The sequence below is a fragment of the Moraxella lacunata genome (assembly GCF_900453205.1).
GTDB classification, from domain to species: Bacteria; Pseudomonadota; Gammaproteobacteria; order Pseudomonadales; family Moraxellaceae; genus Moraxella; species Moraxella lacunata_B.
Window position 1 is genome coordinate 310,876 of the sequence record NZ_UGQU01000003.1, and the last position, 17,828, is coordinate 328,703.

6 protein-coding genes are annotated in these 17,828 nt (G+C 44.1%); 2 read left to right on the forward strand and 4 right to left on the reverse strand.

The features are described 5' to 3' along the window. Positions 1–148: 148 nt before the first annotated feature. Both DX073_RS10510 and DX073_RS10515 read left to right on the forward strand, forming a co-directional pair. On the forward strand, positions 149–2,182 hold the full coding sequence (locus DX073_RS10510; RefSeq protein WP_115008008.1) for a UvrD-helicase domain-containing protein: 2,034 nt from the start codon (positions 149–151) through the stop codon (positions 2,180–2,182). Positions 2,183–2,222: 40 nt separating this feature from the next. Beyond that, positions 2,223–2,777, forward strand: coding sequence for an acyl-CoA thioesterase (locus DX073_RS10515; RefSeq protein ID WP_115008009.1), 555 nt, complete (start codon positions 2,223–2,225; stop codon positions 2,775–2,777). A 206-nt stretch (positions 2,778–2,983) separates the two neighbouring features. Here DX073_RS10515 and DX073_RS10520 read toward each other — a convergent pair whose 3' ends face one another. The 4 genes from DX073_RS10520 to DX073_RS10535 form a co-directional block, all read right to left on the reverse strand. Further along, the gene (locus tag DX073_RS10520) at positions 2,984–4,837 is read right to left on the reverse strand and encodes a hypothetical protein (RefSeq protein WP_115008010.1); all 1,854 of its coding nucleotides are present in this window, start codon (positions 4,835–4,837) and stop codon (positions 2,984–2,986) included. 221 nt (positions 4,838–5,058) lie between these two features. After that, positions 5,059–7,398: a hypothetical protein gene (locus tag DX073_RS10525; RefSeq protein WP_115008011.1), complete on the reverse strand. Its 2,340-nt coding sequence runs from the start codon at positions 7,396–7,398 to the stop codon at positions 5,059–5,061. Positions 7,399–7,636: 238 nt separating this feature from the next. Beyond that, the gene (locus DX073_RS10530) at positions 7,637–16,516 is read right to left on the reverse strand and encodes a calcium-binding protein (protein WP_115008012.1); all 8,880 of its coding nucleotides are present in this window, start codon (positions 16,514–16,516) and stop codon (positions 7,637–7,639) included. A 55-nt stretch (positions 16,517–16,571) separates the two neighbouring features. Next, entirely contained in the window at positions 16,572–17,819 is a 1,248-nt protein-coding gene (locus DX073_RS10535) for an RCC1 domain-containing protein (protein ID WP_115008013.1), read from the reverse strand. Positions 17,820–17,828: the final 9 nt, after the last annotated feature.

Here is a 17,828-nt window from a genome sequence, read left to right on the forward strand (position 1 = left end):
ACGCACCTTTCTATGTAATATGGATAAATTTTAACCAAAAAATACGGCATAACAACACTGCACATTACCGATAAATTTACCACAAACTTTTGCCCAATTTGCCAAAATCCATTATAATAGCCAACCATTTGCCCGAAGAATTTAGATTATGAGCCAATTAAACCCCCGCCAACAAGAAGCCCTAGCCCATGTTTCAGGTCCTTTGCTCGTTCTGGCAGGGGCAGGGTCGGGCAAGACATCGGTCATCACCCAAAAAATCGCTCATCTTATCCAAAACTGCAACACGCCTGCCGAGCGTATCACGGCAATGACCTTTACCAATAAGGCGGCAAGGGAGATGAAAGAGCGTGTCAAAAAACTCCTGCCAAGCGAGAAAACTCGTGGGCTGACGGTGTCCACATTTCACCAGTTTGGTTTGCAGTTTTTGCGGTATGAACTCATTAACACGCCCCTAAAAGGCAATTTTAGTATCATGGATGCAGACGACAGCAAACGCCTGCTTGCCGAGCTAATGGTGCGTGATAACCTATCAGGGGCGGAGCGTGCGGACATGGTGGGTAAGGCGATTAAGATGATTAGCGACTGGAAAAATGACCTAGTCGCCCCCGAAGATGCCGAGCGGACACTGACCGACCCCGAAGATGTGATTTTTGCTCATCTGTATGGACTCTATGAGCGGAATTTGCGAGCGTATAATGCGGTGGATTTTGATGATTTGATTGTCCTGCCTGCTCGCATTTTAAAAGAAAATGAGCGAGTGCGTGAAAAATGGCAAAACCGCATTCGCTACCTGCTCGTGGACGAGTATCAAGACACCAACACCGCCCAGTATGAGCTTATCAAGCTACTGGTCGGCATTCGGGCAAGGTTCACGGTGGTGGGCGATGATGACCAATCTATCTATGCGTGGCGTGGGGCAAAGCCTGAGAACATGGCATTATTAAAGCAGGATTTCCCCAATTTGCACGTTGTCAAGCTAGAACAAAACTACCGCTCTACCAACCGCATACTGGCGTCTGCCAATGCGGTGATTACTAATAATGAGCATATTTTTGAAAAATCGCTGTGGTCAGATAAAGGGCATGGCGAGCTGATTCGGGTGCTAAGCTCGCCCGATGATGAGGTGGAAGCGGAGCGTGTGGCAAAAGAGATAGTGACGCACCGCCTAAGACATAACAATTCATGGGAGCAGTATGCCGTGCTGTACCGCTCCAACTTTCAGGCTCGGGTGCTAGAAGCCGAACTGCGTTCACTACAAGTGCCGTATAAGCTCTCGGGCGGTACGTCATTTTTTGCTCGCACGGAGATTAAGGACGTCATGAGTTATTTGCGGATTATCCTAAATCCTGATGATGACGCGGCATTTTTGCGGATCATCAACACGCCCAAGCGTGGCATGGGTTCGGCAACCTTAGAAAAGCTCGGACTGTTCGCCCAAGAACACAGCCTATCGCTACTGTCTGCCTGCTCTCATGCAGGGCTAAAATCGGCAGTGGGAGCAAAGGCAGGGGCGACCCTTGCCAGTTTTGGGGAGTTCATTGAGCATTATACCCGTGAGCTTTATGACAACCCCGACCCCATGCCACTGGTGCGTCAGATGATTATGGAGACGGGGTATATTGACTACATCAAAGAAGACAGCAAAACGCCCCAACAAGAAAAAAACCGCCTTGATAACATCGAATCCTTGTACTCGTCCATTCATGCACTCATAGACCGTGCCGAAGATGATGATGAAAAAAGCATTGAGGCGGTGATTCGTAAGCTTGTGCTACTAGACATGCTAGAACAACAGCAAGAAGAAGAAAATACCAACAAAGTGAATCTCATGACCCTGCACGCCGCTAAGGGGCTTGAATTTGATTTTGTGTATATCATTGGGGTCGAAGAAGACATCTTGCCACACCGTAACTCTATCGTCTCGGAGACGGTCGAAGAAGAACGCCGTCTCATGTATGTGGGTATCACACGGGCAAGGCATGAGCTGACCTTGATGTACGCCCAAAAACGCAGGGCGGGCAAAGAGTATCGCCAGACGACGCCTTCACGCTTTTTGGACGAATTACCAAGCGACCACATTGATTATCCTGCCAAACGCCAAAAATCTGCCGACCCGAACAAGGTCGCCACAGACTATTTGGCGAACATTCAGGCAATGCTTGCCGCCAAACGTAAAGGCTAATCGTTTATCACTAATCCATTTATAAAAATCTGAGTATATTATGTATCCATTTTTACGCCTAACCCAAAACATCATCAGCAGTGCAACCGCTTATCACAAAAGCAAAAAGTCAGGCACGGTGGCAGGTCTGACTGACACGACCGAGTATCGTTTTACCGCCAATGTGAATGATATTGATAACTTTTTTGAGATGAACAATGGGCGGATTTTGACGTTGTTTGACCTAGGGCGAAACGACTTTGCCATTCGTACAGGTCTGGGTAAAAAACTCGTACAAAAGCGGTGGGGTTTGGTGGTGGCAGGCAGTACCATTCAGTATCGCAAACGTGTGCGACTCTTTGATAAAGTGCTGATGAAAACTCGGGTATGTGCCATTGATGATAAGTGGTTTTATATGGAGCAGACGATGTGGGTGGATGGCAAATGCACTTGTCATGCACTGCTTCGTACGGCGGTAACCAACTTTATGACGGGCAAACCCATACCGACCGCACAGGTGTTATCATCGCTTGGCTATGACAGGGTGAGCCTACCGCCCGATGAATGGGTGCAGGCGTGGATAGATGCGGACAAACAGCGACCGTTTCCGCATTAAATATCAGCAAACCTTTTAAAAGGCTTTATACAACATATACACCCAAGAAACTTTAAAATTACTACAAACACAATGATGTGTGGACGTAGGGGCGTGCTGAGCACACCCCTACAAACCCGTGGTAAATATCAAGTTGGTTGGGTGTAATACACAAAAGGGGATAGAGTATATCCCCTTTTTTATATAGGTTAAAATCGACAACACACTCATTTATCGCTGGGTTTGCCGTTATTATCCATGTCTTCATCAAGATAATCTTCATCAAAGTAATCTTCATAAAGCTCATCGCTGTAATCGCCATAATCATCGCCATCATAGCCATCATCGCCATAGTCATAATCATTACTGGCACTGCCTAAGGCATAACGAGAATAATGCTCCATAAAAGGTGGCTTCTCGCCTGTCTCCTTGAATCTGGCTCGTAGGGCGTCTTGGTAGGTAAAGAGATTGACGCTGTTGTCGGCATTGGGCGTTTGACTGGCAGATGGCAGGCGAGCGAACTCATTTACGTGTTTGGCGTTTTGAAAGATTTGGGTAAAGACATCCACAAACAGCGGTTCACTGCCCGTCACGCCTGCCTTGTCCATGTATCTGGCTCCGACCGTGTCATCGGTCAGATAATGACGCTGATGTACCCAAGCGATTTTGCCATGTGAGACACCATAATGCGTGGCAGGGGCATATTTAGAAATAGGGCGGTCTTCTTGGGGCGTATCATCGGTGCTATGTAGCTCGCCATAGTAGCTCTCGATTTGCCGTTGCAGATACAAAAATAGCCCACGCATGAGTAGCTCGCTATTGACCACAAGGTCATCACGGCTGTTATTAGCGGTGTTCGTCTCCGCCTTTGTCTCTGTCTGGGCGGTGTCGCTGTCGGCATTTATCACATGAATCACGCTCTCACCGTCAATAATCTCACGCTCATAAAAATCGGGCATCTGCTGAGTAAGTGTTGGATATTTGGCGGTCATCTCTTGGTAGAGTGTGTCGGCAAAGACATAGTTGCTGTACGCTTTGGCAGACTCTTTGACGTTATTTTTGATGATGGTGGGCGTGTTTTGGATAAGGGTTAGCTTATCGGCAGGCAGGTTATTGGCGATAAACGGCAACTGGCTAAGCTCATCCGCCCCTGCCATGACAAAACCGTCTTGGGGCAGTGCCATAAAGCTCTCTTTTTTGGCGTTTAGGTAGGCTTTGATTAAATCACGGGTAAAGCTCTCGGGCAGACTGCCGTCATTGATGGGGATGTACAGCCATTTGCCTTGCCAGCTGTCGCCCAGTTTGGCGTCAAGCAGTTCGCTGTTTAGTAGAGCAAAGTTATCCGCCCACAGATAAATGCCCCCTGCTTTTAGGTCGATGTATAGGGGCTGATTGATGGACATGTGCAGGTTTTTGGCGGTGTAGTCTAGCATGGGCAAGGCGGTAAACTTGCCTTGTAGGGGTTGATAACTGCCGACCACACGCACGCTAGATGGGGTGATGAGATACTCGTGCAGTAGCTCGGCTTTTTTGGCGTCTAGGGGCGTGGCAGGACGGGCGGATGGCTCATTGGTCTGACCATCTAGGTGAGTGCTGATGGCGTGGATGAATGCCTGTTCTTGCTCATCGGGGGTCAGCTGTCCGCTTTGTTCATAAAAATTTTCAAAGTCAAAAGGCTGATAGGCGGACGCTTGTTCTTGTTCATCACGGCATGCCAAAAAGTCGTCTTTGATTTTGGTGCGATGGGCTTGGTATTTGTCATCGCTGATGGGCAGATTGTCCGTCTTAGCAGTTTGAAGTAGGCGGACATAAGCATGGTCATGCACCGCTTCGCAGTCGTCAGCTGGCGTGCTGTCGGTGACGTCTTTTAGGGCGTGACGGCGGATGTCGTTAGAGACATAGACATTTGTCTCGTAGCTAAATGATGAGCGAAGTTGTGATTTGACCGCTTTGGCTAGGACTTCTTTGGCGTGATGGTCGGTATTAGCGGTGGCGGACTGTGGGGCTTGCGTGGTGGCACAGGCGGTCATCAGACAGCTAACGACAGCCAAACTTAGTGTGCGATAAGGTAGTGTTTTCATGGTTTTCCTTAGAGTGTATTAATCGGGATAAGTCCCAATCTTGGCTGATGATAAGGTATTGATTTGTAAAGTTTAAAATGACAAAGATAAATTTATCAGTATTGCAATGCTGGTTTTTAGCATTTTTGTCAATTTTACCGATTTTATCAGTTCTATCAATCAATTTAATTTAATGTAATTTAATCAAATCAAGCCAAGAATGGGGCAAGCCTTGTAAATGGTTATCTTGCTTCTTCTGCCGCCATTGCTGCCGCCGTTGCCGCTTCGGCTGCTGCACAGGCTGTATCGCCTTCGCATTCGTGGTCATCTGATGGGCTAAGCTCATAATCATAACCATAGCGTGCCATGAGTGCTTCATATTGCTGTTCGTTTTCTTTTTTGGCTTGCTTGATGAGTGCCACGCCGTCCACGGCGGTCGTTTTGGCAAAGGTGTCTTTAAATTGGCGTGCCAAAGCGTGTTTGTCAAACAGCCCCTTGTCATAGCGGACTTGGTTTAGGCTTTGGGTGGTCATGCCACTGATGTGCTCGTCCAGACTGCTTAGGGTCTGGGTGGCGATGATGTTGCCTTGGCGGTCAAGATAAACATAGCTGGTCGTGTTCAAGGCAAAAGGCAGTATGCCTTCAACCGCCCCGAACAGTCCGCCCGCGTCATCCGTGCGATAACTGCTGTTTAGCATGGTAAAGTTGTCAATGATGGATTTGATGGTGTTTGGCGTGCTGATGGGGTTGCCGTCAGCGTCGGTGTGGTCGCTGACTTTATCGGCATAATGCTCGGGGTGCTTGTTCACATAAGCATGCAAATCACGCCCGACGTGCTTGGCGATGATGGCGTAGGCTTTACCCATTTCTTTGGCACCAAACTCAACCTTGATGGCACGACTTGCCCCAACTTCTTTGGCAAAGGCGTCTTGACTGATGTCCATGGGTGTAAACTTCTCGCCATTTAGTCCTTCCATGCCTGCGATGATGCCGTCAGAGATTGCCGTATAAATCACGTCAGTAGGTATCTGTTTTTGCAATTCATCAGGCAGGACAAAGGACATCAGACCGTCTGGCACGTCTTTGGGTAGGGGGGCGTGCTTAGGACTGATGAGTGCGACCAGTGGCAAGACGGCTGAGACATCGGCGGTCAGCTCGCCTTTGGCGTGGTCGGCACGCACAGGCAGTTGCATGGAATAAGTGGCGGTGGGGCTGTCATAGTCAATCGACCACAAATGCTGACTGCGTTTGGCACTCGGTTCATGGTGGGAGAGACCTTGGATGCTTAGGTGCTGATACTGATATAGGTTTTGGGCGGTGACCTGTTCGGGGGTTCGGTTCATTTTAAATATCCCCCCAAGCAAGGACGACAGCCCATAATCACGGCTTTTTACGTCTGTTTTGCCCTGCTCACGCTCTTGTTCTTTCATCTCACGACAGGCACGAAGTGAGCCGAACACGCCTGAGTAGGGGTCATAACTTTCATAATAATAGTCATCATCCATGGCAGACTCTGCTAATGATATATGGCACGATGTGTATTCTTCACGAACTGCATTAAACTCATCGGCATGCTTGATGTGGTCTTTGCCTGACTGAACCAAAGCCTGATTTTGAGCGATGGCATGAGTGGCACACTCTTTGGCACTTGCTTGTTGTTGCAACTCTTGCTGGGTTGTTTGGTTGGAGATGTAATGATAAGGATGAAGTAACTGTGTTCCACCAGTAACAGCATAAGTGCAAGCATTCACAAAAGTTGCTAATGAAAATAACTCATTATCATGATTTGTAATATCATCAGCTGTCTTGATGTGCTTGGCGGTGTTTATGGCATCCTGTTTAAAGGTGGTAGCACAGGCTTGTAGTTGGTGGATGTCTTGTTTTTGATAGCCTTGGGCAGTGGTAAGTAAAGCATTGGCTTTGGCTTGAAAAGAGCGATCAAAGTCATTGATGTGCTTTTTAAAAGCTTGTTGGTCAAAACGTCCATTGTCTTTGACAAAATCACCCATATTTATGTAGGCAGACGTAAATGTATGGTTTTCTAGCTCATATGCCAACATTTTAATCTCATCTGACACCGCTTGATACTCTTCGCTCATGCCGACCGCACGAGTTACGGTATCAGGGGTGAGTCCATTTTGTTCATCATCATAGCGTAGATAAGGCAAGTCGCCAAGCTCGCCATCCTCCCCCAAATAGTCGCTGATGGTCATATAAGGCTCGCTTGCGTCATCATCAGTCTTGTGAGCCTTGTCCTTATAATCCATGACCTTGATAAAGGTGGTAAAGGCACTGTCCGAGTCTTTGTCAATCTCGCTGACTGCTAGGGGCTTGACGGCATAGTGATAAGTGGACACCGCATAACGCTCGGCATTCATGTGCTGACGTAGTGCCGTGACTAGGTCGTGCTGTGCCAGTTTGGATGGTGACAGGCTTTTGTCGATGTGCGTGATGTTATGGGCAGGCGTGGGCGTGGTGCTGTGTGTGCTGGAGGTAGACTGGCAGGCACAGAGCAGCACACTTGCCATGGCTAGGCTTAGTGCTTTGAGGGATGGCTTAGGCATTTGGGGTATTTTGGGCATGATGTGTCCTTGGGTGGGTTATTGGTGCTTTTAATCTGGATAATAATCAGATTAGATTATACACAAATTTTATCATTTTTAAATTGGTTTTTGCTTTTTTCCATGTTTTTTCCATAAAAAATTCATGGATTTGGGTTGGGTGCATTAACCAACTGTAAAAACCACCCCAAACAACCCACATAAAACGCCCCCAAACCTAAATTTGAGGGCGTAAGATAAAACACAAGTAAAGTCAAACTTAAATAATTGTCGTGCCACTCTCTGTGGTGAGAGTCTTAAATTCCTCCATTAGTGCCAAAGACACATCGAGTGCTTTGTTAAAGCCGTCAATGTCTGTATGGGTGGCAGTTTTGCTTGACTTGAACAGACCAAGTAACTGGGTGGCACTAATGCTACCGCCGTCAGCAAAGCTGATATTGATGTCAGCATTATCGCCTCCTGTAAAGAAGTCTTTGATGGTCAGCTCATCAGTACTTCCAGATACTTTTAGAATAAGGTCATTATTCATCTTGGTAAGACCCCTGCCAACTTGGTTAAAGCTTATGCCATCAAAGTAGATGTTGTCATAGCCACCGTCTGTATTAACGATGGTGTCTTTGCCAAAACCTTTGGTAAAGTAGTATAGGTCATTGCCACTGCCACCGATAAGTCTGTCATTGCCACTGCCACCGATGAGAATGTCATGTCCTGCTTTGCCATCTAAGGTGTCTGCCCCTGCTAAGCCCTGTAATTGGTCATGACCGTCTGTGCCATAAAGCTTGTTGGCACGAGCATCTCCGATGATGTGATTGTCTTTTGAGATGGTTAGCGGTGCATTATCATGGACATCTGGGCTTACGGCAGGTGGCAGAGCTGATTCATCAGACTTTGTTGGCACTTCTTTACCAAAAAGCTCATAGATTCTCTTGTAATCAATCTGACCGCCTGTCTCAAACTTGATGGTCTCGATAACGCTGTCGGCACTGCCAAAGAAGTCTTTTAGTGTTACTTGATTGGTGGTGCTACCATTGACTCGCAGTATCAAATCATTGCCTGACATCAAAAGAGTGGAACCTACCTGATTAAAGGTAATGCCATTACCAAACACCAACGTGTCATTACCGCCTTTATCAATGATGGTGTCAACGCCTTTTGTGTAGACAAACGTATTATCGGCGGTTGTGCCTCTTAAGGTGTCATTGCCTTGGGTGTCTTTGATGGTATCACCGATGGCAACAGGGGCTGATGGAGATGTCTCTGTGGGCTTATCCACTGTGGCATCAGCAATGCTAAGGTTGATATACGCCCCTGCACTGTGATTAAAACTGTCTTCACCCCATAAGATGAATTGAAGGTTGCCTGCTGTTCCTTTGGGTGGTGTGCCTGTTAAGGTGAGCGTGCTGGGGTCAAAGGAGAGCCAATCAGGTAGGGGCTCATACTGTCCATCAGCCCCCGTGCTGGCAAGTGTGAGACGATAAGACAGCTCGCTGTCATAAGCATCCACGTCTTTAATGGTGTCTTTATCAAAGGTGATGGATAGGGCTTTGTCAATCTCGCCTTTGATGGGTCTTGGGTGTTTATTTACCCAAGGGGCGTGGTTATTAGCCTGGGCAAATATTTTTGCCTCAAATTCGCTTTGAGATAGCGTGGTGGTATTACCGCCTTTTGTAAAGGTGATTTCATCCATGCGATTGTCAAAGCCGTCTACCTGTTCTGCAAAGTAATCTATGAGCGTGATTTGGTCGTTTGTGCCCTTAAAGCGAATTTGGAGCATGTCATGATTGCTTGCTGTGTTGGTTACACGCACAAGCATCGCCTCTGACAAATCATAGCCATGAATCGCCAAAGTGTCTTTGCTCTCTAAGCTGTCAGTGCTTAGGATGGTATCACGCCCACCGCCTTTTTGATAGATGATGGTGTCATTACCTGATAGGGCATTAACAAAGTTGTCTTTGTTGTTTAAGGTAATGATGTTATCTAGGTCATTACCAAAGGCTTTTGTTGCCTCGCCTTTTAAGATGAGATTCTCTACATCATTAAACAGTAGGTTGTAAGAGCCTGTTTTTACAGTATTGCCAAACTCGTCAAAACTATAAAATGGACGGTCAACATGTTGTTCTACGGTATCTATACCGCCATCGAACTGCTCTACAACATCATCAAACTCATTATCAACGACATAGTAGTCGTTGCCAAGACCGCCATCCATGAGGTCGGCACCCATGCCGCCGTCAAGAATATCATCACCGTCACCACCATTAAGGGTGTCATTGCCTACACCACCCATCAGATGATTGTTGCCAGCATTACCGATGATTTGGTTGTCAAATTCATCACCAATAACATTAAAGTTACCATCACCTAGCAAAGTAACCGCCTCAAAGTTGTTGCTGGACAAATCGAAATCAGAGGCGATGTGAATGGTGTCATAGCCTCCTGCTAAGTCTTTGCCTTCTTCAAGGTAGGTGTCAAATTCATCAACAATATACACGTCATCGCCAAGACCACCGATGAGGGTGTCTGCACCTTCTCCGCCTTCTAACCAGTCGTTGCCATTACCACCTGTTAGGGTGTCTGCACCTTCTCCGCCGAATAATTTTATGTTGTCATAAGCATAGTAGGACACATGGGTTGTCTCAGGATTATTAATAACAGCAATCACATCATCACCAAGACCACCATCAGCAGTACCTTTATGAATGGTAATGGCATCATCGCCTGCTTCCCCATAAATTTTAACATAAGGATTGTACCCTGTACTAATGATAGTATCATCGCCATCGCCTGCATAAACAGACACAAAACCAACATGACTTACACTACTTTGTCCATTATCGTAGTGCTTGACCTTAAAGGCATTGTCATTGAGGTTGATGACATCATTACCATCTTTGGCATAGATTATTTTATCCCCAAATCCAGCACCAGCAATGTCATTGATAACATCATCAGTGTTGGAGTAATGAGCCTCAAACTTCCCTTGTGAAATAAAGTCTCGCAGACTAAATTGAGTGGCATGATAATTGTTATGCCCTCCAGTTAAATTCAAATCAACACCCTCAACATAAACACTTAAGTCGTCCATCTGATTAATGTCAAAGTTTGTTATCGTAAAGTAGTTGTTGGTATGTGCTTTACCATCACTACCATAAGGGCTGTTTGGGTATTGCCATCTATGGATTTCATAAACTAAGGTTTGGCTGTTACTGTCATAAATAAATTTACCCAATCTGTTGTGATTGTTGCTAAATTCATAATGCCCAACCTCACCTACTTTGTATAAAAAATTACCATATTTTGCCAATTTAAGACTTTCATAGTTAGACATGCCATTATAACCTGTCATACCTACACTCCCCCAGTGACCCCAAGGAATGTAGGCAAGATTGCTATCAATATGAATAATACCATCTTTATCATCAATGAGAGTATTTGTTGTTCCGTGGATATGATAGGCATCGTAACCACGACCGCCAATTAAAGTATTGACCCCATGATTATCCCTTAGAATATCATCGCCATCACCCCCATAGAGCGTATCATTCCCCTCATTACCATAAAGTGTGTCATCGCCATCACCACCATAGAGCGTATCATTCCCCTCATTGCCATAAAGCGTGTCATTGTCATCTTGACCTTCCAAAATATCATCTCCTTGTCTGCCAAACAAGATATCGTTACCTGCATTCCCTGTAATATGGTCATCACCATCAAAGCCATACAAGGTATCATTATCAATATTGCCTTGCAATAATTTGGATAAGATGTCTATGGCATTCCATTCAATACCGCCATCAAAACGCAAGACATCAATCACATTTTTATTAATGTTTGGTGTCGTATTATCTACAAAATAATCAGTAATGGTTACACGATTTTCAGTTTTGGCTTGCCAAATCACTAAATTCTTTTGGTCTTTATAAATGGCAAGATTTTCAGGATTAATGTCTTTAAAATAAAGAATGTTTACCCCCTCTCGCTCCTTAACAATGTCTTGCCCCCAATCTTTCTCAAAGACATAAATGTCATCGCCATCTCCACCCTCCAAGATGTCATTGCCCCTACCGCCATTTAGAATATCGTCATCACTAATGACACTAACTACATTAAAAGAGTTTCTATCAAATTGTGTATTCCCTCTTAGAATATCATTGCCATCGCCACCACTTAGAATGTCTTGACCGCGCCCACCCTCAAGTATGTCATTTCCTTCTCCGCCATTTAGGGTGTCATTACCATGCTCACCATACAGCCAATCATGACCTTCTCCGCCATTTAGGGTGTCATCGCCATTTTTGCCAAATAACTTATCATCACCCATACCGCCATAAATAATATCATCTTCATTGTCATAGCCTAAGATGGTATCATTTTGATTGGTGCCTTGCGCAATTTTGGCTTTAATGTCATTTGCTGTCCAAACAATACCATCTGCAAATTTAAGGCGGTCAAGATGATAGCTGGTAAGACCATTATTGTCAAAGAAATTGTCTACAGTAATGCTATCGTTTGACAAGATGGCATCATTTTGCAAGTATTGAATAATTAAGTTTCCATTCTCTCTTTTGAGTAGAATCATTTCAGGTGTAATGTTTTGCCTAAATTCAATCGTGTCGTATTTATTTTCCGAAGCCGTTGTGATGATATCTTTCCCATCACCCAGACCAAAGAGATAGGTGTTGTTGCCCGTACCGCCTTTTAGCACATCATTGCCAGCACCACCAATCAAAATATCATCACCTTCATCGCCGTCTAACTCATCTTTGCCATCGCCACCATCTAATATATCATCACCATTCTCCCCATAAAGCGTATCGTTACCCTCTTGTCCTTGCAGGTGTGCGTTTTGGTTTGCATAGGCATACAGTTTATCATCACCTGTACTACCTTGCTGGGCTTTGTGTAAAATGTCGTTCACCGTCCAAATTGTGCCATCAGCAAATCGAATTTGATCAATGCGATAGTCGGTTTCTCCGCTTTTATCAAAGAAATATTGGATGGTAACGCTGTCCTCTGGTGAATATTGAATAATAAGATTGTTTTGATAATCTCGTTTTAGACCAACCATTTCAGACTTAACATCACTGGTAAAATAGATGGTATCCAGTTTTGCTAAATTCGCATCATGATTAATGATAATGTCTTTACCATCACCCAGCCCAAACACATAAGTGTCACTACCTGCACCGCCCTCTAAGCGGTCGTTACCCGCACCGCCAATGAGAATGTCATTATCCATTCCCCCTCTTAATGTGTCATCACCCATCAAGCCATAAACAATATCATTACCCTCTTTAGCATCCACGACATCATCTTGTGCTGTGCCTTGAATACTATCTCCCTTATAACTTGCATTGGTAGTTGAGATAGATTCCAACATTAAAATGGTTGCCAATTCATCTAAATTTTGCTCTTTGATAGCCATATTAAATTGCTGTAACCAATCATTATAAAGTTGGCTATGATTAATATCCAAATATTTGATAGTAAAGTTAAGTTCTTCAATAAGTTGTTTACCGTAAGTTGCCTCTTTTTTGTAGCTGTCAATAAGCTGATGAATTAAGGTGCGAAAATCAGCCTGATAGACTTCTTCTAAAACCCCCTTATATTCGTGTTGATTAAGTTTGAAATCCACCAAAGACAACCAAACTTTGTGATGGGTCTGACTTAACAGCTGACTGTGTAGATTGTTTAAAGTGTTGCTATAAGCCCCCTCTAACGCCCCAACCGCAAACCGATGTAATCCAATATTACTCCATTCATCCTCCTTACCCCATAAGGCTTTTAATGCCCCTAATTGCTGTAAATTCACTCGTCCTTCTATGAGTTCTCCTTGTTTTGTATTGGCTTGTCCTGTCCAATGGATAAGGATTTGCTCGGCAATGGTAGATTGATTCTCAAACGTAGCGGTATTAAATTGAGTAATTAAGTTTCGTAGCTGACCCGTTGTGTCATCGCTGATAGCGTGGTGCAAAGACTTGACGGTGCCATAGCCAATTAGGTTGGGTAGAGCCTTGATGTCGTCGGTAATGCCCACCTCATCATCATTGACTTGCCATTTGGTGTTTGAAGTATTGACCTGAAACAGTAAGGTTTTGGCAATGCCTTGTTTGATAACAGGGGTAGAGATAGTCTCTGCAGGATTTGCTTCACTCGCAGTTAAGACAGTTACAACCTGATTAAAGTTGCCTTGATAAGTGTGGGTTACTTGGTTGTTATCCACTTGATTGTCTGATTGTTTGGTAAGATGAATATCCAAAATACCATGTTCTGCTAAGGTTTTAAGTTCATCTGTTTGAGAGATGCCATCTTGGTTTTTATCTTGCCAGATTTTCAGACTGCGGTAGATGTTATCTTTGGCATCAATCAGTCCATCTTGATTACTATCATATTGAGCCAGTGCCATAAAGCCATCGCTTGCTTTATTGTCCGTCCCTTGAATCAGGGTATCCGTGCCAAACAGCTCAGCACCATTGTCAATTCTGCCATTGCCATTGATGTCCAATACCACAAAACCATCTGTACCACTGACCCAAGAGGTCTGCTCTGCAAAGCGGTTGCCATCCAAATCAAAGTTAACCCCACGGCTAAGATGAACAGTGTCTATCTGCCCGTTATGGTTAAGGTCAAGAACCAGTGGGTCAGAGCGTGTTGGAGGGTTTTTTGGTGGGGCAAAAGGTGGTGTTGGAGGGTTCTTATTATCACCACCATCTTCCGTCTCTTTTAATTTTAGTTCACCATCATTCCAGTACCATACTTTGGCGATTAATTTTTTAGTTGCAATATGATGGATGTTCAAATGGTATTCACCACTTTCAGAGTCATAGTATTTTTGCAAGTCTAGACCGTCTATGGTCGGTGCTTTTGCATGAATACGCTCATACAATTCTTTGCTGTATTTGTATATGTAATACTGTTTATCCTCGCTATACCACAAAACATCACTGATTTTTTCACCCATCTTCAGCATTTTACCATCAATCATGATGTGACCTTTGCCATCCCTATCATAGATGTTATCAGCATATAGGTGTGTGTCAGAGGCATCTTCTACCGAGAAATGATAAACATCCTCACCCTCTAAGTCAATCATGACATCCTTGGCGTTACTTCCAAAGAAATTATCATTGCCCTTACCGCCGTTGTAGGTATCGATTTCACCAAGTGGTGATTTTGGTGCATCTTTCTTTTGACTGTTGCCATAGATATTGTCATTACCATCACCGCCCCAAAGCGTATCAGAACCTAGACCGCCTTCTAGGGTGTCATCGCCTTCTCCGCCATCCAAAAAGTCATTACCTTTTCCGCCATTTAGGGTGTCATTACCACCCAGTCCATATAGTTTATCCTTACCCTTGGAGGTAAAGTTCAGCTCATCGTCAAAATGCGAACCAACAAAGGTAACATCATAACTGCCGTTATCATAGTTGCTTAGTTTTTCACCACCTCTTTTGTATTCAAGTTGTTTATTGACATCCTCAAACATCACATAAGGGTTTTGCAAATCTTCGGTGTCTCGCCAGTGGTTGATATACAGACCATCCCCACTGTCTGCGTATTTATGAGGGATTTGATAATCATCTTTATGACTATAATAATCCGAGTGTTTTTCCATAAGATTATTGTCATAAACCATCTTGCTCATTTTGGCAAGATTTTTGAAAAATTCATATTCCCATTCTTTATCATAGTCCTTATCATTGACAAATTTTTTGTAGCTATAACTGTCATTACCCAGTATTTTACCAAGTTTGGCTTGCCCACCACCGCTCACCGAAAAAGTAATTGCCGAATGGTTCAATAAGGCGTGACGCATGAGTTTGCCATCATCTGTATCGACTAAGGCATTGTGAGAAAATGTGGCGGTGTCAGAGTTAAATAGGGTGTAAATCTTGATACCAGAAGAAGTGTCTTCAAAGTCTTTAATGAGGTTGAATAGGAAGTTTTGTTCCGCTTCCAAGTTCCATTCTGCTTTATTGTCCGATAATCCCCCATGAAAAGATTTTGCCAAATATTCAAACAAGGCATTGAGCTTATCCCCATTCATTAAAGCGGCAGCTTTAAGGACGCGATTAAAACTATTGATGCTATAATCATTATCTATGGTATGTAGCAGATAAGCATAGACAAACGCATCTGTTAAGGGGATGATGCCATGCTGGTCAAGAGGACTTGAACCCAGTGGTAAGTCTGTAGTAATCTCTTGTGTCTCACCCACCTTAACGCCAGACCCTGAGACAATATCAAGACCTTCTTCGGTAAGAATGTTGGTCATGTTGCCTTCGATACTCAAAGGCTCCCAGCCTAATGCCTCAAAAAGATTATTAACACCAACATAGCCTGCTGAAACAAAAATCTTGAAACGACTTAACAGCTTAGCGGCTTTGCCAAGTTTGGGATGGTCAAACAGCTCTTCTAGTTTGGGCAAATCCTTTCCAGTATGATTCTTGTAGTACTCATAAATCTCTTTGACTTCATCAATGGACTCTAGAGCTTTGCCAGCCTTTTCAAGCAAATTAGCATCGGGGCGATAACCTGCGCCATTATAGCCGTAAGCCCAACTAATGCCCATTTCGTCATCTTTGATTGCCATAGACGATAAAAAACCACCCAAGCTGTGACCTGTGGTGGTTATCGTAGCACTCTCTGGAATAAGACCATCTTTTTTGGCTTGTGTCAAAAATTCTTTCATGCTATCGGACTGATCATTATCACCCTCCATCGCAAGATCGGCATCTGACACAAGGTCAGCAAATGTGGAGAAAAATCTTTCAATGCCATCAGTATCAAACTCTGTCCCACGATTGACAAGCACATAATGATTATTGTCCGTTTTTGATTTAAAAATCATGCCATTATAGCCATTGACCTTTGTCTCGATGGTTGGTGTGAGAGGAAAAACAGGGATATTTGGCATTTCGAGTGTCACACTCACATCATCGTCATCAGCCACTTTGACAAAATCAAATTTACTGACTAGGTAGTCTGCCATGGCGGTGGTCATTTTGGATTGCTTGCTCTCCATAAGCAATGTTGGTACATCGCTCAATGCAACCCCATCCTTTTTATTTTCTGCCAACATATAGCCAGCTCTTGCCAATAGAGCGTGATAAAACACATCTTTCATTGAAGCTTTCATAAAAAATCCTTGTAACCAAAAGTAAAAAAGAATGAGACTTGATTATATACTCGTTTTAGTGGGTTGTAAACAGCGATTTTTGTACTGTTAAAACATCATCACGACTTGCTTGTCCTTGACGAGACTCCCCTGTACCAATCATACCACTAAACCAGCCCCAAGCATATAATTCTCCGTCTTTAGTTAAAACGCCAGAGGCATCATTGCCATTCACAAGTAAGGCAGGATTATTCATATTCTCTGCAATTTTAATCGGGGTACGATAAATGGTGGTTGATGGAGCATTGTAACTACCATAACCAATTTCACCCCAAATATATAAATTACCATCCACATCTACGGCAGAACGGTCGCCAATATTGACAATTCTATTTAGGTAAGGGTGCTTGATAGGCAAATCAGGAGCTTGACCTTTGGGTAAGCCAAGCCCTGCCAATGAGCTATTTCCCCATACCCATACTTCACCATTATCAAGTAATGCCATACAGCCAATGCCTGTTACAGCAATATCTACTGCTTTTCTGGGCAGAGTTACTTTTTCGGCAGGATAGTAATGGATCTCTTCATTGGTTGAACGAATGACTTCACGCCCTAAACTACCAACAGAACTACCAGTTGTATAAACTTCTCCTTTGTTATCAAGAGCTAACACAATACCTCCTTCATTATAAATTGCCACAATATCCTTTAAATTGGCTAATTTTATGGGTGCTGTAAGTGGTTCATTTATGCCATTCATGGAACCTTGTTTATTGCTACCAATGGCATATACTTCCCCATTCTTATTGATAAAAAATGAATTGTGTGACCCTGCACTCACATCCACAATATCCTCCAATCCTTCAACCTTTCTTAGTTCACCAACAGGTATGTCCGTTCCTGCTTTTGGGTCTACCACGCCATCATAGTTAAACCCCCAAGCCCAAACTGTACCGTCTTTTCTAAGAAGTAGCATATGACTTATGCCACCAGAGATGGCAACGGCATCATTGATACCCTCTACTGGCATTGGAGTGGGGTCTACATGGTTACCTGTGGTGGTGGATCTGATTTTACCTGCACCACTTCCCCAAGTCCATAATGTGCCATCATCTTTAATCCCTGCCGCCCAAGTCTTTGTCATCGCCACCTTCTTAGGCTCTATGATAATCTCTAAGGGTTGTTCTAATGGGGTGTCAGGCATATTTGCCTTAGGGTATTTATCATTACACGCAGTTAAAGCAACAGATAGGCATAAAAAAAGAGCGGATAGGGCTCTGGTGGGGAGGGGGTGATAAAACACATCTTTCATTGAAGCTTGCATAAATAACTC